This is a genomic window from Peribacillus butanolivorans (assembly GCF_001273755.1).
In the GTDB taxonomy this organism is placed as follows: domain Bacteria; phylum Bacillota; class Bacilli; order Bacillales; family DSM-1321; genus Peribacillus; species Peribacillus butanolivorans.
Genome location: NZ_LGYA01000001.1, coordinates 866,683 through 885,186, shown reverse-complemented (window position 1 = coordinate 885,186; position 18,504 = coordinate 866,683). Strand labels below are relative to the sequence as shown.

At 37.0% G+C, this 18,504-nt stretch carries 22 protein-coding genes; 10 read left to right on the top strand and 12 right to left on the bottom strand.

Annotated elements, in window-relative coordinates:
* Positions 1-24 precede the first annotated feature (24 nt).
* A complete protein-coding gene (gene hemE / locus AKG34_RS04250) occupies positions 25-1,068 on the bottom strand; it encodes a uroporphyrinogen decarboxylase (protein ID WP_053344929.1) in 1,044 nt (347 codons plus the stop codon).
* Positions 1,069-1,362: 294 nt separating this feature from the next.
* Here hemE and AKG34_RS04245 point away from each other — a divergent pair, with 294 nt between their 5' ends.
* Entirely contained in the window at positions 1,363-1,878 is a 516-nt protein-coding gene (locus tag AKG34_RS04245; protein ID WP_053344928.1) for an antibiotic biosynthesis monooxygenase family protein, read from the top strand.
* Between the two features lie 234 nt (positions 1,879-2,112).
* Here AKG34_RS04245 and AKG34_RS04240 read toward each other — a convergent pair whose 3' ends face one another.
* Positions 2,113-2,736, bottom strand: a complete 624-nt coding sequence (locus AKG34_RS04240; RefSeq protein WP_053344927.1) for a phosphatase PAP2 family protein — start codon at positions 2,734-2,736, stop codon at positions 2,113-2,115.
* Between the two features lie 93 nt (positions 2,737-2,829).
* On the opposite strand from AKG34_RS04240, the gene AKG34_RS04235 reads away from it, so the two are divergent.
* Positions 2,830-4,026 carry a M20 family metallopeptidase gene (locus tag AKG34_RS04235; protein ID WP_053344926.1) on the top strand — a complete coding sequence of 399 codons (1,197 nt, stop codon included), beginning with the start codon at positions 2,830-2,832 and terminating at the stop codon, positions 4,024-4,026.
* Positions 4,027-4,070: 44 nt separating this feature from the next.
* Here AKG34_RS04235 and AKG34_RS04230 read toward each other — a convergent pair whose 3' ends face one another.
* The 3 genes from AKG34_RS04230 to AKG34_RS04220 all read right to left on the bottom strand — a co-directional run bounded on the left by AKG34_RS04230 (position 4,071) and on the right by AKG34_RS04220 (position 7,000).
* Positions 4,071-4,775: an EcsC family protein gene (locus tag AKG34_RS04230; RefSeq protein WP_053344925.1), complete on the bottom strand. Its 705-nt coding sequence runs from the start codon at positions 4,773-4,775 to the stop codon at positions 4,071-4,073.
* 280 nt (positions 4,776-5,055) lie between these two features.
* Positions 5,056-6,264, bottom strand: coding sequence for an ABC transporter permease (locus AKG34_RS04225; protein WP_053344924.1), 1,209 nt, complete (start codon positions 6,262-6,264; stop codon positions 5,056-5,058).
* Positions 6,257-7,000 (bottom strand): ABC transporter ATP-binding protein, encoded by a 744-nt coding sequence (locus AKG34_RS04220; protein WP_053344923.1) that lies wholly within the window; start codon positions 6,998-7,000, stop codon positions 6,257-6,259. The genes AKG34_RS04225 and AKG34_RS04220 overlap by 8 nt, the downstream gene beginning before the upstream one ends.
* 655 nt (positions 7,001-7,655) lie before the next feature.
* On the opposite strand from AKG34_RS04220, the gene AKG34_RS04215 reads away from it, so the two are divergent.
* The 5 genes from AKG34_RS04215 to AKG34_RS04190 all read left to right on the top strand — a co-directional run bounded on the left by AKG34_RS04215 (position 7,656) and on the right by AKG34_RS04190 (position 11,874).
* Positions 7,656-8,078, top strand: a complete 423-nt coding sequence (locus tag AKG34_RS04215) for an HIT family protein (RefSeq protein ID WP_053344922.1) — start codon at positions 7,656-7,658, stop codon at positions 8,076-8,078.
* A gap of 293 nt (positions 8,079-8,371) precedes the next feature.
* Positions 8,372-9,475, top strand: a complete 1,104-nt coding sequence (serC, locus tag AKG34_RS04210) for a 3-phosphoserine/phosphohydroxythreonine transaminase (RefSeq protein ID WP_053344921.1) — start codon at positions 8,372-8,374, stop codon at positions 9,473-9,475.
* Between the two features lie 130 nt (positions 9,476-9,605).
* Entirely contained in the window at positions 9,606-10,124 is a 519-nt protein-coding gene (locus AKG34_RS04205) for a tryptophan transporter (RefSeq protein WP_053344920.1), read from the top strand.
* A gap of 619 nt (positions 10,125-10,743) precedes the next feature.
* A complete protein-coding gene (locus tag AKG34_RS04195) occupies positions 10,744-11,106 on the top strand; it encodes a YtxH domain-containing protein (protein ID WP_053344918.1) in 363 nt (120 codons plus the stop codon).
* 189 nt (positions 11,107-11,295) lie between these two features.
* The gene (locus AKG34_RS04190; protein WP_053344917.1) at positions 11,296-11,874 is read left to right on the top strand and encodes an HTH-type transcriptional regulator Hpr; all 579 of its coding nucleotides are present in this window, start codon (positions 11,296-11,298) and stop codon (positions 11,872-11,874) included.
* Between the two features lie 7 nt (positions 11,875-11,881).
* On the opposite strand, the gene AKG34_RS04185 is transcribed toward AKG34_RS04190, so the two are convergent.
* Positions 11,882-12,208 (bottom strand): DUF1878 family protein, encoded by a 327-nt coding sequence (locus AKG34_RS04185; RefSeq protein WP_053344916.1) that lies wholly within the window; start codon positions 12,206-12,208, stop codon positions 11,882-11,884.
* 186 nt (positions 12,209-12,394) lie between these two features.
* Here AKG34_RS04185 and AKG34_RS29555 point away from each other — a divergent pair, with 186 nt between their 5' ends.
* Positions 12,395-12,979 carry a DUF3267 domain-containing protein gene (locus tag AKG34_RS29555; RefSeq protein ID WP_082527656.1) on the top strand — a complete coding sequence of 195 codons (585 nt, stop codon included), beginning with the start codon at positions 12,395-12,397 and terminating at the stop codon, positions 12,977-12,979.
* Positions 12,980-13,090: 111 nt separating this feature from the next.
* Complete coding sequence (locus AKG34_RS28605) at positions 13,091-13,273, top strand: hypothetical protein (protein WP_034314696.1); 183 nt, start codon at positions 13,091-13,093, stop codon at positions 13,271-13,273.
* Positions 13,274-13,385: 112 nt separating this feature from the next.
* On the opposite strand, the gene AKG34_RS04175 is transcribed toward AKG34_RS28605, so the two are convergent.
* Complete coding sequence (locus tag AKG34_RS04175; RefSeq protein WP_034314699.1) at positions 13,386-13,469, bottom strand: YjcZ family sporulation protein; 84 nt, start codon at positions 13,467-13,469, stop codon at positions 13,386-13,388.
* A gap of 186 nt (positions 13,470-13,655) precedes the next feature.
* Positions 13,656-13,739 (bottom strand): YjcZ family sporulation protein, encoded by an 84-nt coding sequence (locus AKG34_RS26525; RefSeq protein ID WP_083450669.1) that lies wholly within the window; start codon positions 13,737-13,739, stop codon positions 13,656-13,658.
* Positions 13,740-13,939: 200 nt separating this feature from the next.
* On the opposite strand from AKG34_RS26525, the gene AKG34_RS04170 reads away from it, so the two are divergent.
* Positions 13,940-14,803, top strand: coding sequence for a peptidylprolyl isomerase (locus tag AKG34_RS04170; protein ID WP_053344915.1), 864 nt, complete (start codon positions 13,940-13,942; stop codon positions 14,801-14,803).
* Between the two features lie 52 nt (positions 14,804-14,855).
* Here the strand turns inward: AKG34_RS04170 and AKG34_RS04165 are convergent, their stop codons facing one another.
* From AKG34_RS04165 to AKG34_RS04150, 4 genes are all read right to left on the bottom strand, one after another.
* On the bottom strand, positions 14,856-15,038 hold the full coding sequence (locus AKG34_RS04165) for a sporulation YhaL family protein (RefSeq protein WP_053344914.1): 183 nt from the start codon (positions 15,036-15,038) through the stop codon (positions 14,856-14,858).
* Positions 15,039-15,139: 101 nt separating this feature from the next.
* Positions 15,140-16,078, bottom strand: coding sequence for a 3'-5' exoribonuclease YhaM (gene yhaM, locus AKG34_RS04160; protein WP_053344913.1), 939 nt, complete (start codon positions 16,076-16,078; stop codon positions 15,140-15,142).
* 177 nt (positions 16,079-16,255) lie between these two features.
* Positions 16,256-16,954: a (2Fe-2S)-binding protein gene (locus AKG34_RS04155; RefSeq protein WP_053344912.1), complete on the bottom strand. Its 699-nt coding sequence runs from the start codon at positions 16,952-16,954 to the stop codon at positions 16,256-16,258.
* Positions 16,947-17,771, bottom strand: coding sequence for an ABC transporter ATP-binding protein (locus AKG34_RS04150; RefSeq protein ID WP_053344911.1), 825 nt, complete (start codon positions 17,769-17,771; stop codon positions 16,947-16,949). Before AKG34_RS04150 ends, AKG34_RS04155 begins: the two co-directional genes overlap by 8 nt.
* Positions 17,772-18,504: the final 733 nt, after the last annotated feature.

Sequence of the window (18,504 nt, the reverse complement as noted above, 5' to 3'; positions counted from 1 at the left end):
TTTTAGCAAACAGTTCGCTCAGGTTTACTTCTTATTTGATGAGTAATCATGAATGAAAGCGGTCAATTTCTTCAAAGTTTCCGGATTCACGGATGGGAACACCCCATGTCCAAGATTGAAGATGTAGCCATCCTGCTGCATACCTTGGTCAAGGATTTGTTTCGTCCGCTCTTCTATTACATCCCAAGATGATAAAAGGAGGGCAGGATCAAGGTTACCTTGAACTGTTTTCTGTATACCCATCTTTCTTGCTTCCGAGATAGGAAGTCTCCAATCCAATCCCACCACATCAATCGGCAGATCATTCCACTCCAATGCCAAGTGACTTGCACCAACACCAAACATAATTAAAGGTACATTTTCTTCACGTAAGGAGGCAAAAATGCGATTCATGATCGGCTTGATGAACACCCGATAATCTTCAACATTTAACGCCCCAACCCATGAATCAAAGATTTGAATGGCTTTAACACCCGCTTTAATTTGTGCCTTTACATAGATGATAATCATATCTGCTAACTTGTCCATCAAAGCAAACCAAGCTACCGGCTCAGAATACATAAAAGCTTTCGTCTTATTGTAGTTTTTGGAAGGACCGCCCTCTATCATATAAGAAGCAATCGTAAATGGAGCACCTGAAAAACCAATCAAAGGTACAGTCAATTGCTCTGTAGTTAATAATTTGATGGTGTCCAACACGTATGGGATGTCTTCCTCAGGATTTAATTCTCCTAATTTTTCAACATCTTTCACCGATTGAATTGGATTAGATATGACTGGACCGATTCCTGACTTAATTTCTACATCCACTCCTATGGCTGGTAGCGGTGTCATAATATCTTTATATAAAATCGCGGCATCTACATCATATTGCTCCACAGGCAATCTTGTCACATAGGCGCATAATTCCGGCTGGTGAGTAATTTCAAAAAGGGAGTACTTTTCTTTCAATTTACGGTATTCTGGCTGTGAACGGCCGGCTTGACGCATATACCAAACAGGCACATGATCCGTTTTCTCACCTCTCGCAGCTTTTAAAAATGTATCATTCGTAATTTCCTTAGACATTAATATCCACCTTTCAAGCAGTCACGTTCTATTTTTTTATTCATACTTACATAGAATATCAGATGGAAGTTGAATTTCAAATTGAATCTCCTTAAACTATAGCTTTTTCTATAATAGAAGTATAGCCAAGCTAATTATTTGTCAGAAAATCGACGTTTTTAGGATTTTCTCAGACTAATTTCCAAAGCTATTTGAATTGGACATGAAGATTTATATTTGATTAGAAATGGTAAAAACACTATTGATTGGGTAAAATGGGTATACACCTACTATTAGTGTTTGGAGGGGATCTATATGAATGTGTTCATTACATCAGGCACATACGATTTTTTAAAAATCAAAAAAGATAAGCACCCGAATGAAAAAATATTACTTATGCAAAATTCTGAAACTGCAGTGCTTTTGCATGAAACACCAGGAAAAACAATTTTTAGCTCACCACGTAAATTTGAAGTAGTGGATGGAAAGGGTGACCTTCAAGATCATGGATATGTGGTTATGAACAATATCCCTGTCAGTGAAGAAGGACGTCCGGTATTTGAACACCGTTTTAAAAACAGAGCAGGCTTCATTGAAAAAGAACCTGGATTTGTCGCCCTTCGTGTCCTGCGACCAACCAATTCAGAAACTTATGTCATCTTAACTATATGGGAAAAGCAAGCGGACTTTTTGAATTGGAAAAAATCTAGTTCTTTTGAAAAAGCGCATAATGGCGATTCTAAGCCTCCTGTAACGAATTCCAGCCAGAAGATGTTCTCGGGGGAAGCGTATGTGACGCAATATACTTTGATGAAGGATTCTGAAGAATAAGGTATTCTTGTCGCAACCCCGCATCAAAAACAAAATGCCCATCCTTAAGAGGATGGGCCTTTTTATCTTTCAAATCCGAATTGTTAGATTTGGATTTGCTGCTTGCGGTCTTCCAAAATGATACTGACATGAGGATTTGAGTGTATTAATTCCTATGAAATACGACAAATTTCTTCTTTATTTCCGGGGAAATGATTTTGTTAGTTACAAATATCGCACCTGTATATCAATGTTTCATATTACTCTCCGTTCCAGCCACTGATACAAACACAGACACGTTAAACTATATCCAACACCAAGCACAAAACCAGCTAGGACATCCGTGGGAAAATGTACTTTCAGGGCAATCCTGCTGATTCCTATGACGAGTACTAGAAGAATGAAACTAATTCCTACTCCCCATTTCAACGTTTTCGATTTGACTTCTTTTATTATAAAGTAAGCAATCATACTGAAAAAAATAAGGCCCACCATGGAGTGGCCACTTGGAAAACTGAAGCCAGCTGCCTTGACCAAATGATTTTCCGGTCTTTCTCTTTGAATAAGGTTTTTTATCCCTCGCTTCAACAAGTCCCCTCCAGCCACTCCAATCGAGAAAACGGCTATAGCCAAATAATCCTTCTTTTTCATCCATAAATAAAGGATAAAAAGTAAACTTCCAAAGCCAATAAATATTGAACTGCCGAAATATGTAATCGATTTAAAAAATGTAAACAAATATGTATTCTCCACCACGGTTAAATGGTCCAAAATAAATTCATCAAACGCTAGAACCTTCCCATTTTGAACTTCATTCATCAAAAAAATGAATATGATCATGCAAAGCAAAATTACGGTAATCCTTGCATATTTAATCATGATATAACTCTCCTCGGAGTGGTTTTATAATACTTTTGATTATTCAGATTATGATATACTATTTACAATTAACAATCATTTAGGAGGTGCATAATGATACACCAATTACACGCTCTTTTAGAAGGGTCTTATGAAGAAATGGTTTCCATTAGGCGATATCTTCATCAACATCCAGAGCTTTCTTTTCAAGAAACCAAAACTGCAGCCTTTATTTCTGATTATTATCAAAATCTAGGTATCGACTGTCAATCAAATGTGGGAGGTAATGGCGTAGTTGCAAAGATTACCGGCAGTAAACCTGGTAAAACAGTGGCATTGCGCGCTGATTTCGATGCCTTACCTATTCAAGATGAAAAAGAAGTATCCTATAGGTCTACTGTTCCAGGGGTCATGCATGCATGCGGTCACGATGGCCATACGGCGACTCTTCTAGTCCTTGCAAAAAACCTTCATGAACTGAAAGATGAGCTCGAAGGTCAGTATATTTTTATTCATCAGCATGCGGAAGAATATGCTCCAGGGGGCGCTAAACCAATGATTGATGCTGGCTGCCTTGATGGCGTGGATGTAATTTTTGGCACCCATTTATGGGCTACGGCTCCTACAGGAACGGTTCAATACACTTTAGGGCCAATAATGGCTGCTGCTGATCGATTCGAAATCCTGATTCAAGGGCAAGGAGGACACGGAGCCCAACCACACAAAACCCGTGATGCGATTGTTGTAGGTTCACAGCTAGTGGTCGCATTACAACAAATCGTAAGTCGGCGTCTTAACCCATTAGATTCTGCAGTTATCACCATTGGTTCCTTCGTGGCCGATAATGCCTTTAACGTCATTGCAGATAAAGCTAAAATTGTGGGGACCGTCCGCACTTTCAAGGAAGACCTCCGCTCATTTATAAGCGAAGAAATAGAGCGGGTTGTCAAAGGAACTTGTTTAGCTGCCGATTGCACCTATGACTATAAATATTTTCAAGGTTATCCAGCTGTTATCCCCCATAATGAGGAAACAAAATTTCTTATCGAATGCACCAAATCGGTCAAAGAAGTTCTAGTTGCAGAGGAAATTGACCCAGATATGACAGGAGAAGATTTTTCTTATTATTTACAAAAAGTGAGAGGTACATTCTTCTTTACAGGAGCCAAACCCAAAAATGATGTACATACCTATCCTCATCACCATCCTTTGTTTGACATCGATGAAAAGGCGATGCTCATTGCCGCCAAGACATTAGGCACTGCAGCGGTTACATATCATAATAAATATTCATCTACTCAGGGTGAATGAATATTTATTACAAATAAAGATAGGGACGGGTTATCCCCGTCCCTTTATTTAGTTAGAAGTCTAACTCGGTAACAATTAATTGCTGTTTCGCCAAGGTGTTCAAGCAAATGATGATTAGCATACGCACCAACAGCAGCCCCAAATCCTGGTACCAGCTGAAACATTTTGATTACATCTATGTGATCGCGATATTCCTGTTGAAATTCCTGCCAGTTGATTTCGTGCACATTCTCTGAATCCCATTCTTCTATAAACCGTAATGTTTCCATCTTTTTTTCCTCGCTTGAAAAAGCCAGCTGAAAAATATGAAGAATAAAAAGGCGTTCCTCATACTTGTTTGGGTCAAAACCATACAAACGTGATATTTCAAATAATAACTTCATCTTAATGCTTAAAAGGAGAGGAAAATCAGCCAACCCTATTAAAAGACCGGCTGCTCCTGTTCCAACACCTTCAATAACAGCTGTTTTTCGATAGGCCGCTATAGTTTCCGCAACCCATTCTTCCTTTTGTTGTAAAGATAGCAGCATCACATTTTTTTCTTTTGACATATATTTAGACCCTGATAATACGGCATCTACCATACTTTTAATGCTATCAGCAATTACTTTATGCACTCGGTTTGGAATATAACTGTTCACTTTTATTTGAGCCTTTTTGGACATGCGCTCAAGCATGCCCGATTTCTTAGCAATTTTCTTTTTCCATGAAACAAGTTCAGAAAGTGCCGTTTGTTCGTATGCATTCATTTCCCCACCCCCACTATTTATGTATATACTCCTGAAATGGCTTTTAGTTTCAATTTTCTTTTTTAAAGGCTCAGTTAAACAAACATGTTGATTTTAAATTAAAAAGGGCCGTTACCGGTCTTTTTGGAAATACCTTAAGGAACTAAAGCACCCGTTCAGAGTAATTTTATGTTGTACTTCAACATTTCTGCCACGATTGTGAAAGAAAAACTTACTATCGTTTAACAGAGCCTTTTTAAAAGATGAAGCTGATTTTTCTTTTGAAAAATCAGCTTCATCTTTAAAAGTTTTTAATTTTCTTTATTGCATAATTTTTAAAGCCCAACAGGAAAACAAGCCCCATCGCCAAAGCAGCTAAAGCAGACATCCATTCCCCTTTTATAAGCAGGACTATACTGAAGACAAGGTCCTCAAATAATAGGAAATAAGAAATAAGCTTTATTACTGCGACTTCTCTCATTTTTGCTGGCAAAGGATACAGTGACACCCATACTTTCCATTCATGTGCCTTCCAAACCGGCAGAAGTTGGAGAGCTGTCATAAATAGGAAAATAAAGGAGACAATCAAATGTGCCCATATGTTTGTAAAAACAGCCAAAACAACTGAGCCAATTACCGTTAATCGCAGGCAAAGTCCAACATAATCATTGGAACGCAGTAATGTTCGGGCATAAAGATAATTATACGTTGATTTCTTACCATACGGTATGAAGTCTAACAGCCAGTCCATCCATTTCCTTCTTGCAACCTTCCCTCTCAAATGAGGAACATCAGTAAACATATTCGCGATCTTGTAAAAGGAAGTCATTCTTTTGTTTTCAAGATCAACAAGCCGCTCCCACTTCAGTACAAAGCCCCTAGTTGCACTACGGTAATACCTATATAGTCCTACCAATAATATGATGGTTATAAGTACAAATAGAATATTGGCTTTTGAGCAAACAAAATAGAGCAGCACTCCATTAAGTAAAAATCGGATATAGGAGTCCCAATGGCTCACTGATGCATCCTGATATTTCAACACTTGCCAACGCATAATTAAATTTAAATATTTAATTATCAACAAAACAACAAGAATGACCCCAAAGTCTGCACCGCTTGCACCCGTAACCTTCGCATACATCGGTATAAATGCAGTAAAGACAATCAGCAGGATAAAGCCTTGCATAACCCAACTTAATAAAAGAGAATTTTTGAAATAGCTTTTCAATTTAGTTTCAAGCGGAAGCAAAAACACTGTATCTGGTTCTTTTAAAAATGTATTTATTGGGCTTCTGGTTACAATGATTGCTAAAACAAAGGCCATAATCAATTCAGCCGGGAAGTTACTGTCTAATGTTCTAACCCAGTCACTGTAATAATAAGCCAAACCACCAAATGCCAATACCATTACAAAGACAAGATGGCCGTTAAAAATATAGCGCAAATATTTTTGCATTTCCTTTATGTAGCCTAAATATCTTTCCGTCCAGAGATTTTGACTATTCATGACCAATTTCTTCTTTCGTTAATTGGATATACAAATCGTCAAGTGTTGCCCCTGGCATGGAGAATTGTTCGCGAAGTTGCTCTAGATTACCTTTTGCCCTAATTTCTCCATTGTGTAGAATGATGAAAGAATCACAATACCTCTCAGCCGTTGCCAGAATATGAGTGGACATTAAGATCCCGGCTCCACTCTCTTTCATTTTCCTCATTAAATCAAGCAACGATTGAATACCTAGCGGATCAAGACCTACAAAAGGTTCGTCAACAATATATAAAGATGGCTGTATTAAAAAGGCACACATGATCATGACCTTTTGTTTCATCCCTTTTGAAAAGTGAGCCGGAAACCATTTCAGTCTCTTTTCCATATGGAATTCCTTTAAAAGGACATTCATCCTTTCTTTATATGTCGCTTCTTCCAAATCATGCGCCATGGCCGTCAACTTTAAATGCTCCTCAAGTGTCAGCTCATCATACAAGATAGGAGTTTCTGGTACGTAAGAGAATTGTTTTCGATATGTATCCGGATCCTGTGCAAGTGTTTTTCCATGAATCGAGACACTTCCGCCTTTCGGTTCCATGAGTCCGATAATATGTTTAATTGTTGTACTTTTCCCAGCCCCGTTAAGCCCGATTAATCCAACTAGCTCATTGGGTTGAATGTCAAAACTTATTCCTTTTAAAACGGGCGTTTTCGTGTATCCCCCGACTAGTTGCTTAATTTCCAATAAGGACATATAAACGATCCTTTCTATATAGAGGTTCTTATTTCCATTTTATCAAATTCTTCTGCTTTTATATAGTCGAGTGTCCCCGGAAATAAATTTCCACAAATAACCAATTATATTTTTTCTACTTAATGGCGATCATAATTAAGGAAGAAGGGGTTAGTCATTACGTGTGATTCACATCATATTGTAAATGAGGTGTCAGTTAAAGACGTATTACACTGAAATGCCCAAACGTTTTATTACAAATGATTCACATCATATTGTAAATGAGGTGTCAGTTAAAGACGTATAAACTGAATTAAACCAGAAGCTTCATAAAAAATCGTATCGAGCAAGGAGATGGTTCGCTTGCACAAAGCAGAAAAATCATTCAATAATTATCATTTATGCTTTGAAAGTTGATGAAACTTTAAAGATATAGGAGATGGTTGCTTTGAATGGAAAATCTCTAATCAGATAACCGTATTTTACTTTACTGTAGATGAGGTGTTTGTCGCAGAGAATTTATGCTAATGCGAATTGAAGCAAAACCCCCTTTTTCAAACAAGACAGGGTGCAACTTTCCGTTGCATCCTGTTTTTATGGTTTTTTCTTTTCTCAGGGAATCAAGCTATGGTACGATTAACCAAATACATTAATTTTTTTTAAAGGGGCGTTTTTAATGAGTGATTGCATTTTCTGCAAAATAATCGATGGTGAAATTCCAAGTACGAAAGTTTTTGAAAATGAACATGTGCTAGCTTTTCTTGATATCAGTCAAGTAACAAAAGGCCATACTTTGGTGATTCCTAAAGTACATAAGGAAAACCTTTACGAGTTAACACCGGAAATCGCCAAAAATCTATTTGAAGTCGTGCCGGAAATTGCCCGTGCCATGAAACAAGAATTCCAACCTGTCGGCCTGAATCTTTTAAATAATAACGGGGAAGCAGCCGGACAGTCCGTCTTCCATTTTCATATGCACTTAATTCCACGACATGGAGAAAATGACGGCTTTGGGGCAGTTTGGAAAACACATACACGTGACTATACACCCGATGACCTGAAACAAATAGCCGACTCTATTGCACAGCATATTAAGTGAAACTCCCGCTACCAGTAAAGGGTTATTGTCTATCTCCCAAAATGTTTAGAAGATTACAACTTACGTTCAATACTACCTCTAATTAGTTCAGTTATAACGTGACAAATTATATACCCTAAATAGGTCCTCACTCACAGTGAAGGACCTATTTATTTCCTCCTCTTCTATTCCTCCCTAAATCAAAATGATTATCCATCTAAAATTCTAAATTTTCCTCCTATTGAATTTAGTTTTCTGGTAGGATATAAATAGACTAAAATACTTTAACACATAGCTGTATAGGAGGAAGAAAATTGAAACGTGCACGCAATTTTAACGCTGGGCCAGCCGCCCTTCCCTTAGAAGTTTTACAAAGAGCTCAAAACGAATGGTTGAATATTGAGAATTCTGGTATGTCTGTCATGGAATTAAGCCATCGAAGTGCTGAATTTGAAAAAATTCATAACCATGCCATTCAATCCTTAAAAGATCTTTTGGAAATTCCTGAAAATTATGAGGTTCTTCTTCTGCAAGGGGGAGCCAGTCTTCAATTCTCTATGATTCCTATGAACATTTTGAATGAGGGACAACGCGCAGATTTTGTACTAACAGGTTCTTGGTCGGAAAAAGCTTTAAAGGAAGCCAAAAAAGTTGGTAATACAGCAGTCGTTGCTTCATCTAAGGATGAAAAATATACGTTCATTCCTAAACTTGAGGATATCAAATTGAATGAAGATGCGGCATATCTTCATATTACAAGTAATAACACAATTTACGGAACGCAATGGAAACATTTCCCGGAAACAGGTAACGTTCCACTAGTAGCTGATATGTCAAGTGATATCCTTAGCAAAAAAATTGATGTTAGTAAATTCGGAATCATTTATGCTGGTGCACAAAAAAATCTAGGACCTTCTGGAATTACCGTCGTTATCATCCGTAAAGATTTAATAACTGATAATGAAAAAATCCCATCCATGCTGAATTATTCTATTCATTCAAAAAATAACTCATTATATAACACACCGCCAACATTAGCGATTTACTTATTGTCACTTGTGTTGGATTGGGCCAAAGAACAGGGCGGTGTAGAGAAGATTGCCGAAGTAAATGGAGAAAAGGCAAAAGTCATTTACGATGCTATCGACAACAGCAATGGTTTTTACAAAGGCCATGCCCTTCCAGACAGCCGTTCACATATGAATGTAACGTTCACACTTCCGACTGAAGAAGCTGAAAAACAATTCCTGAAAGAAGCGAAGCAAGCTGGATTTGTGGGACTAAACGGTCACCGATCTATTGGCGGCTGCAGAGCATCCATTTATAATGCGGTACCGCTTTCCCATTGCCAAGATCTTGCTGACTTCATGAAAAAGTTTCAAGAATCATATAAAGCAACAGAAGCACAAGCCCTCTAGTTTCAATGCAAATATAAGACTTCTAAAAAAATAGGTCTTATGATATACTATTTTAAACTTCTTGCAACAAGCAGTAGTGCATTGTTGAAGAAAAGATTTTAGTTGAGATGAGAATAGGAGAGATGAGTAAATGAAAACGAAAACTCTTGTGTCAATATCCCTTTTAATCGGGATTGGGGCTGCTTTGCATTTTATTGTTCCAGGGTTCTTCCTAGGAATGAAACCGGACATGATGCTGTTGATGATGTTTTTGGCGATTGCACTGTTTCCCGAGAAAAAGAATGTATTCATTGTAGCCTTGGCTGCTGGAGCTATCTCTGCCATGACAACAACATTCCCCGGAGGACAAATTCCAAATATCATAGACAAGTTGGTAACAGCTTTTCTGTTTTATCTTTTATTCATCAGTCTTAAGAAGTTTTCAACATCCGTTGTCACCGTAAGTATATTGACTGCCATAGGAACAATTATTTCCGGCGCAGCCTTCCTTGGTTCGGCTTATTATATCGTCTCCCTACCAGGGCCTTTCGTTGCACTATTCGGAGCTGTTGTCCTTCCTGCCGTACTGCTAAATACAGTTGCGATGGTTATCATTTATCCAATTGTGAACGGCATTGTAAAAAAATCAAATATACCCGCTCATGCTTAAACAGCTGGAATATCATACTTAAAAAAGCACCGGAATGACCGGTGCTTTTTTTCTCCTTATGAATCTGGGATTTAGTCAGCATCTAGACTTATCTCTGACATTAAAACAAATCCTCTGAGGCTTAATGAATCAATACCCACATAAACCAAATAAAAAGCAGAAAGACCCCAGGTAGGCCCAAAGCGAACGCTCTAGTTTGATGCACCCTCTTAGGAGGATAGATACCAGGATTTTTTGCTTTCCTTAGAAAATACCCCATTCCGCACAGGCATATTAGGCCTAATAAAAATATAAATTTCATTATTACCCACCAATGCCATCAATGATCCGACAGCTAGTTTTTTACTATCTATATGCCGTTCTTTCCTTTATATGAAGCATTTATAAATTAATCTTCAAGTTATTTTTAAATATTATATATTTAATATCTAAGTTTAAAAAAATATTTTTGTGATATAAAGATAAAATGGTAGAGACTCTTCCCTAAGGATGAAAATTATGGTATTTTGTTATCAATAGTATTTATATCCCTATATAACTTAATTTCCAATTGATGTTTTTCCAGCAGGGATTTAGACCATGTAAAGCGAAATCAATATTATAAAATGAGGTGATCCTAATGAAAGCAAAATCATTACTAATTGGCTTTTTAACTGGAACAGTTGTAGCGGGAGCAGCGACCTTACTTTCTGCACCAAGTTCTGGTAAAGACTTACGGACTCGCATCAAAACAAACACGGAAGAAATTAAGGCAACCATTGATGAGTTAAAGGCTAAATTGTTAAATATTAAAGATGACACAATGGAAGCTACACAAATCAGCAAAGAAACGGTGAAAACCTTCATTTCAGATGTTCAGGTGGTCATTGAGAACTGGAAGCAGGAAATTGAACCAAATAAAATGGAATTATTGAAGAATGTTCAGGAAATTGAAGATTCTCTGAAAGAATTAGAAACAGTAATACCTTCTCCTAAAAACTAAAAGTTAACACCATCATATAAGGCTGATTCTCCATTTTTCCCAATAATTTACATAGTTTATTAGAGAAAAATGGAGAATCTATTAAAAAACCTTAAATTTTCTAAAAATTTTGCAAATATTATCTTTATTAATTTTTATTTTATTGTCATAATAAATATACAGAATCTGATAAGTAGGTGAGCCCATAAAATGCAGAATAAAAATTATTCTATGAAAGAAGCAATGATTTTTAGTCAACGAATTGCACAATTAAGCAAAGCATTATGGAAATCGATTGAAAAAGATTGGCAGCAATGGATTAAGCCTTATGATTTAAACATCAATGAGCACCATATTCTTTGGATTGCTTATCATCTTAATGGCTCTTCCATTTCAGACGTTGCAAAATTTGGGGTCATGCATGTTTCAACAGCATTTAACTTTTCAAAAAAATTAGAGGAACGTGGATTTTTAACATTCTCCAAGAAAGAGAATGACAAAAGAAATACGTATATTGAGATAACTCCAGAAGGTGAAAGAGTTCTACTTGAGTTAATGGAGTCATATGACCCAAGTAAAAACTCAGCTTTCTCAGGTGCACTTCCACTTCGTGAACTTTATGGTAAATTTCCGGATATGATTGAAATGATGGCTGTCATTCGTAACATATACGGGGAAGATTTCATGCAAATCTTTGAACGGTCATTTGATAACATTGATCAGGAATTTACTGACGTTGAAGGTAAAATCACAAAAAAAAAGATAGAGAAAGAAACTGAGCCAGTTTAATTTAATCTCACACTCTATTCATTTCCTTCATGAATGATACATATAAACCTTGTGAGAGGCATGCGTTAATACATTCTTTTATGGTTATTTTAGGATTCAACCTTTTTTCAAATTGAATAAAAAGCGGTCGAAAGTTCATGTACCCTTCCGCTTTTTCTATTTCAAAGCGTTTGCTCAATATATCACATGTCTCCAACAACTCTTCCGCTTCCTTCTTCGTGAAATTTTTTTCCACAAAAAGAAAGTCTAACTTTGCCTCCGGATTACGTATAAGGTTTAATAATAGTTGCTGATGAAAACGGAGTATTTCTATTTCTTCATTTATATTTCTCATACATTATTAATCCCCAATCAATCATTATTTAGCATAAAGACTCCAAACAATTATTCCGCCCAAAATCCACCTTATTCTTCATTTGGAACTCGACTTTATCTTATTGTAGACTTCTTCATTCTGCACTGTTTTTTATATTCAAACTAAATCCAAAAATTCTATTGCTTTTTCAACTCATTCATCGTAATGTATGTAAGTAAATTCAACGGTCTATGGAGGGCTGATTTCAAAATGAATTCGTGGAAAACAATAGACGTAACAAAACAATATGGGAGCTGCCGTTTAATTATTTTTTCAGTTTTTACTATATTGATGTCTTTTGTTATGATCTATACATTATTAAGTGTCTTTTCAACTCATGTCGTTTTGTATGACGATCAAACAATGGTATTTTTTAGCCTATTGCTCTTATTATATCCTGTTCACAAACTATTACACTATTTACCTCTACGATTACTATGTAAAAAAGTGAAAACATCCTGGTCTTTGAAGTGGAGACTCGTGCTCACATGCAAAATAAATGTGCATTACCCCATTCGAAAGCACCTATATCTCTTGACGCTGGTGCTACCCTTTTTAATTATGTCTGTCATATTAATTGGGTGTGCCCTTAGTTATCCACATTACATCCATTATTTCACTATTTTATTTTCCCTGCACACCGGATTATGTGTATCGGATTTCATTTATATAAAAAATCTAGTTGGTTCGCCAGGGCATTCCTTTATTGAAGAACACGGAGAAGGATACGACATCCTCATCCAAAAGTAATTGATTGTCTTTTTATTCATAAAGATGACTGACAGATTTTTAGGTATCTTTTTTCATTATAATTTGGTATCGTATTTATACATGATGTTTTGTAAGGAGGGATTTTAGGTTTTGATCTCGTTCTGGTTTATTATTTTTGCTATACTGATTCTTTATAATATTAATAGAATGACAAATTCTTTATGTATTCAAAAGGAAATTGCTGAAGACCGGCAGCCTAAAGTATTCAGGACCATTAATGTATTAATTACTATTATGTTATTATCCTCCTATATTGAAATTTTGTATACGTAGAGATGAGCAACAAATGTTGATTATCATTTGTTACATACATTGATGATACCCGGGGCATTATCCACATAAAGAAAAGGGCGAAGCGAGCAGCTTCGCCTTTTTGTTTATGAGTTTATAACCAAGAAGCTCCAATTATGACTAACAGGATGAAAAGAACGACAATTAGAGCAAAGCCTCCACCTATTCCTCCAGACATTGATCTTCCTCCTTTCCATTCTTAAGTAATAGCAATTTCATGCACACTCTTATATCCGCTAAAAGGAATCATTCCTTTCATTAGCTTGATAAGCATTTTATTCATTTCTTGTTGAGCGGCTACCCTATCCTATTCAACTCCATTGCAAAAGGAGTGGGCACTTTCCATTATTAATTTTGAGTATAACTAGCAAAAGGCTGCCCCTACAATGATTAATAAAATGAATAACACTACTAACAAAGCGAAACCTCCGTTAAATCCATTACCCATTTTCCTACCTCCTTTGTTGTCCTCGATTTATCATATGTTAAGGTTTATTATCCGGTTAGGTATTTACCCAATTTTCGTAAAATTCTTATTCATACATCAATATATTATTTTTTGTAAAGTAACCAGAATATGTTATAGTTAATTTTGTGGAAATACTAAGAAGAGCAAACAAGAAACTTAAAACTAGGAGTTGTTTTTTAATGAAGAAATGGGCATTATCGATTGCTGTTACAGCAGGATTGATCGGACTTACAGCATGCAACAGCGACAAGGAAGCAGTCGTAGAAACTAAAGCAGGAGATATATCTAAAGAAGAGTTTTACAATGTCATGAAGGACCGTTATGGTGATACAGTTCTTCAAGAACTTGTTTATGAAAAAGTTCTTTCTGAAAAATATACGGTAACGGATAAAGAAGTTAAAGCTAAAACGGACGAGCTTAAAGAACAAATGGGTGAGAATTTCGAAACAGCTCTAGCCTCTTCCGGATATAAGAGCGAAGATGACCTTAAACGTGCACTAAAAATCGGCATGCTTCAAGAGAAAGCAGCCATCGCGGATATTACCGTGAAAGAAGCTGACGTTAAAAAAGCTTATGAAGACTATAAACCACAAATCAAAGCTAGGCATATCCTTGTAAAAGACAAAAAAACAGCAGACGAAGTTAAAGCAAAATTGGATAAAGGCGAAGACTTTGCTAAACTTGCTAAAGAATACTCTACTGACACAGGCACAAAAGATAAAGGTGGAGAGCTAGGCTGGTTCGGTAAGGGTGAAATGGTTCCTGCATTTGAAGAAGCAGCCTACAAAATGAAGAAAGACGAAATCAGTGCACCGATTAAATCTGATTACGGCTACCACATTATCCAACTGCTTGATACAAAAGAAAAAAAACCATACAAAGATATGAAAAAAGATCTTGAATATGATTTGAAGGTCGCTCAAATTGACCAAACTAAAGTTCAAGATATTCTGGATGCAGAAGTTAAAAAAGCAGACGTGAAGATTAATGATAAAGATTTAAAAGATGCTATATCTGGTGGCACAACTAAAGAAGAAAAGTAATTTGAATAGTAAAAGCGACAGGACTTTGTCCTGTCGCTTTTTTTATTTCATGCTAGGCTCCCTGATTTATATCCTTTTTACGCCTCTCTCTTTCCTCTTCCATCCTTTCAATATACTTCTGACCTTCCTTCTCAATCCAAGCATCATCTATAAGGCGTTCTTGCCTAGCTGTCCATATTGACATGACTGCACTAACGATGATTCCAATAAACACAAACCAGATCCATATTGGCATGTCCTTTTCCCTCCCAAATAAGTCTCCTAGTCATTTATTAGAGAATATGCACAAACAAAAAAAATATGCTTCTTTCTCGATTGAGAAAGAAACATATTTCATTAAAATGTTGGTTTATAGAATGAACGATTATCGAGTGCGAAGACTCTTTCCGTAAATTCTCCCGGTTTCACTTTTTCCAATGCCCGGTCCATCATATTTATTTTGGCATCCATGTTATCAATATAATGAAGTACTTCTGCTTCCCTTACCATTGGTGGTTTAGGACTGCCCCATTCAGCTTTACCATGGTGACTTAATATTAAATGCTTGAGGATCATGATTTCTTCTGCATCAATCCCTAATTCCTCTGCAGCTTTACCGACTTCATTTACCATGATGGTGATATGGCCGAGAAGGTTACCTTCAACCGTATATACAGTCGACACAGGTCCAGATAGTTCATGTACCTTTCCAAGGTCATGTAGAATGACCCCTGCATAAAGAAGATCCTTATTGAGCGAAGGATATAGGTTTGAAATGGCTTTAGCTAACCCCAGCATCGACACAACGTGATATGCGAGTCCTGACATATACTCATGGTGGTTCTTAGTAGCAGCAGGAAACGTCAAGAATTCATTCTGATATTTTTTGATAAGGTGTCTAGTCACCCTTTGGATATTTGGGTTCCTCATTTCGAAAATGAATTGAGTAATCGTTTCCATCATTTCATCCTGACTTAAAGGTGCCGTTTGAATCAAATCCGCTTTTGTGATGCCATCAGCATCCGCAGTAAGTCTAATATTACGGATCTTCAATTGGCTTCGTCCTCGATAATTCTGGACTTCCCCCTGCACTTTCACCGTAGCTTCTGCACTGTATGTTTTCTCATCAGTCTCGGAGACATCCCATAACTTAGCCTCAATCTCCCCAGTTTTATCAGACAAAATCAGTGTTAAAAACGGCTTTCCATTACTCGCAACCGCCTTTGTACTCGTTTTAATATACATATATATATCTACTACTTCACCAATTCCATAGTGAATAATCCCATTTCCCATGCGACTGCCTCCGTTCAATTAAATATCAACATTATAACATATCAACCCGTTTAATGCGTTTAGTTTCTATAATAAGTGATAGACAACCCGAAAGAAAAAGACTGGACAGATGAAACTTTTCATCCCATAAGAAAACCAGGCTCGAAGTCAAAGCCTGGTTTTCTTATGATTATCTATTCAACAGTTCTTATTCGGACAGTATGAGCATTTTTCCTGACCGTCAATCTGGTAATATAAACAGCATGTCACTCGTTTATAAGGATTCATGGACTCAGGAATGGTTTTTTCTCCAATGAATCGTTTAAATGGTGAATGCCTTTCTATATTCATCCAAATCTCATCTTCAAGCAGCCTTTCAATGTCCGTTTCAACTCGTGTTTTTATATCTGGCTGTTTCAGTAACTCGGCATACATCCATACCGTATAGCCCCAAATGTTCTCCCAGAGTACAAGTTTCGATATTTTAGTAGCTTTAGAAAGTGGAAGAATAGCTTCCGCACCAAACCTGCTTAATATGGATTTGAGTGCTAAAGGGCTATCCTTTTCCGAAACATCTCTCCAACTGTTATTTTTCAGCCAAAAGTTTGGCAACCAATTCTTATCTTCGGGATTATCCAAGACACCCATGTCCTGAAGTGTACCATTCCAAGTGAGCCGATGCTTGCTGATCATGTACAATTGTGCCGTAACAAAAAAGGCATAACGTCTGAACCACATTGAGGCTGCAACTCTTGTCGTTTCCGCTCCAGTCCGGGCCTGTGCATACTGAAGCAACCCATCAATATGATCAAACGACTTGGAAACTTGAGCTTCATCTTTGAGGGAAATCCGATACGTTTGCAGCTCTTTTTCTATAGAAGAAGAAAGTTTATGCATTGGCCAGCGCTTTTACCTGACTTTGGGCATAACGCCCCTTTCCAAACGGGATACACATTGGGCTGCCAAAAATCGGATCAAACGAAATTTTACACTTCATTCCGAATACTTGATGAACCATTTCAGGAGTGATAATATCCTCTGGCCGTCCCTGATCATATATCGCTCCATCTTTAAGAGCCATCAGATTATCCGCATAGCGGCAAGCCAGATTCAAATCATGAAGCACCATCACAATTGTTCGATTCTCAGATTCATTCAAATCGAATAATAAGTCCAAAATGTCGATTTGATGTGCCATATCAAGATATGTAGTCGGTTCATCCAATAAAATGATGTCCGTATCCTGCGCTAGGGTCATCGCTATCCAGGCCCTTTGCTTCTGACCTCCTGATAATTCATCGACCGCCCGATCCTTCAATTCTGTTAGGTTCGTTGCTTCAATTGCCTTTTGAACTTTTTCCTCATCCAAAGAGCTCCACTGCTTCAACCAGCTTTGATATGGATATCTTCCTTGTTTAACAAGTTGATAGACCGTAAGTCCTTCAGGGGCAATAGGCGATTGTGGAAGAATCGCCATCTTCCTTGCTACATCCTTCGATGACATGGAAGAAATAGCTTTTCCCTCAAGTAAAACTGAACCGGATTGAGGCTTTAACAAACGGGCAACCGAACGAAGAAGCGTTGATTTCCCACATCCATTTGCACCAATGAATACGGTGATCTCCCCATGAGGTATTTCTATATTCATTTCATTTATAATTAATTTTTCACCATAACCGAGCGATAAAGACTGTGTGTTAATAGCTGGTCGCATTAAAATACTCCCCTTATTAGTCTAATAATATCAGTTTAATGAAAATGATTATCAATGTCAATTTTAAAAAAGATAAAAACAAAAAAAACATAGTTTCTGTTCTTCTTTATGAATACAAAAATAATTATCCTTTAATAAAGTTATCCTTCGATTAAATATATGAAGAATCCTTAGTTAACATTAATATCATCCAATCAAATATAAAAAAACTCAGTCCATTATTCAGACAAAGGTAATTTGCTGAAATAACACACAAGCTACATCGCTTAATTTAAGGCATTGCCATATCGGTTAAATAGTCCACCATCAAGTTCTTGTTACATGGCACAGCTACATGTATCAGCTCTACTAGGCGGGAACTTAGTAGCAAGCATGTTAATTCTGCCACCACTTGAAATAAATGCGGGCTTTTCAGTAAGGATAGATGACCCTTCTTCATTTATAGGTAAAATCAAGAAAAAACAAAAAACCTCTCCTATATTGGGAGAGGTTTCAGACTGTAGACAAACTCGATGAAAATCGAGTTTGTCTACAGTTTTTTTGAGGGGTTGTAAAAATTCGAACGTTGATTTCCACTCCAGGCACTCGCTTTCCGCGGGCGGTCAGGGAGCCTCCTCGGCGCCTTTGCGCCTGTGGGGTCTCCCTTAGACACGCTTTTCCCGCAGGAGTCTCGCACCTTCCGTTCCAATCAACTTTGTTTTAACAATTAGAAATAAACACTTTTGCCTACAGT

What these genes read in the sequence shown, in the direction of transcription:
- hemE (WP_053344929.1), bottom strand. Translation starts at nt 1,068, where the DNA reads ATGTCTAAGGAAATTACGAATGATACATTTTTAAAAGCTGCGAGAGGT.
- AKG34_RS04245 (WP_053344928.1), top strand. Translation starts at nt 1,363, where the DNA reads ATGAATGTGTTCATTACATCAGGCACATACGATTTTTTAAAAATCAAA.
- AKG34_RS04240 (WP_053344927.1), bottom strand. Translation starts at nt 2,736, where the DNA reads ATGATTAAATATGCAAGGATTACCGTAATTTTGCTTTGCATGATCATA.
- AKG34_RS04235 (WP_053344926.1), top strand. Translation starts at nt 2,830, where the DNA reads ATGATACACCAATTACACGCTCTTTTAGAAGGGTCTTATGAAGAAATG.
- AKG34_RS04230 (WP_053344925.1), bottom strand. Translation starts at nt 4,775, where the DNA reads ATGAATGCATACGAACAAACGGCACTTTCTGAACTTGTTTCATGGAAA.
- AKG34_RS04225 (WP_053344924.1), bottom strand. Translation starts at nt 6,264, where the DNA reads ATGAATAGTCAAAATCTCTGGACGGAAAGATATTTAGGCTACATAAAG.
- AKG34_RS04220 (WP_053344923.1), bottom strand. Translation starts at nt 7,000, where the DNA reads ATGTCCTTATTGGAAATTAAGCAACTAGTCGGGGGATACACGAAAACG.
- AKG34_RS04215 (WP_053344922.1), top strand. Translation starts at nt 7,656, where the DNA reads ATGAGTGATTGCATTTTCTGCAAAATAATCGATGGTGAAATTCCAAGT.
- AKG34_RS04205 (WP_053344920.1), top strand. Translation starts at nt 9,606, where the DNA reads ATGAAAACGAAAACTCTTGTGTCAATATCCCTTTTAATCGGGATTGGG.
- AKG34_RS04195 (WP_053344918.1), top strand. Translation starts at nt 10,744, where the DNA reads ATGAAAGCAAAATCATTACTAATTGGCTTTTTAACTGGAACAGTTGTA.
- AKG34_RS04190 (WP_053344917.1), top strand. Translation starts at nt 11,296, where the DNA reads ATGCAGAATAAAAATTATTCTATGAAAGAAGCAATGATTTTTAGTCAA.
- AKG34_RS04185 (WP_053344916.1), bottom strand. Translation starts at nt 12,208, where the DNA reads ATGAGAAATATAAATGAAGAAATAGAAATACTCCGTTTTCATCAGCAA.
- AKG34_RS29555 (WP_082527656.1), top strand. Translation starts at nt 12,395, where the DNA reads ATGTATGTAAGTAAATTCAACGGTCTATGGAGGGCTGATTTCAAAATG.
- AKG34_RS04175 (WP_034314699.1), bottom strand. Translation starts at nt 13,469, where the DNA reads ATGTCTGGAGGAATAGGTGGAGGCTTTGCTCTAATTGTCGTTCTTTTC.
- AKG34_RS26525 (WP_083450669.1), bottom strand. Translation starts at nt 13,739, where the DNA reads ATGGGTAATGGATTTAACGGAGGTTTCGCTTTGTTAGTAGTGTTATTC.
- AKG34_RS04170 (WP_053344915.1), top strand. Translation starts at nt 13,940, where the DNA reads ATGAAGAAATGGGCATTATCGATTGCTGTTACAGCAGGATTGATCGGA.
- AKG34_RS04165 (WP_053344914.1), bottom strand. Translation starts at nt 15,038, where the DNA reads ATGCCAATATGGATCTGGTTTGTGTTTATTGGAATCATCGTTAGTGCA.
- yhaM (WP_053344913.1), bottom strand. Translation starts at nt 16,078, where the DNA reads ATGGGAAATGGGATTATTCACTATGGAATTGGTGAAGTAGTAGATATA.
- AKG34_RS04155 (WP_053344912.1), bottom strand. Translation starts at nt 16,954, where the DNA reads ATGCATAAACTTTCTTCTTCTATAGAAAAAGAGCTGCAAACGTATCGG.
- AKG34_RS04150 (WP_053344911.1), bottom strand. Translation starts at nt 17,771, where the DNA reads ATGCGACCAGCTATTAACACACAGTCTTTATCGCTCGGTTATGGTGAA.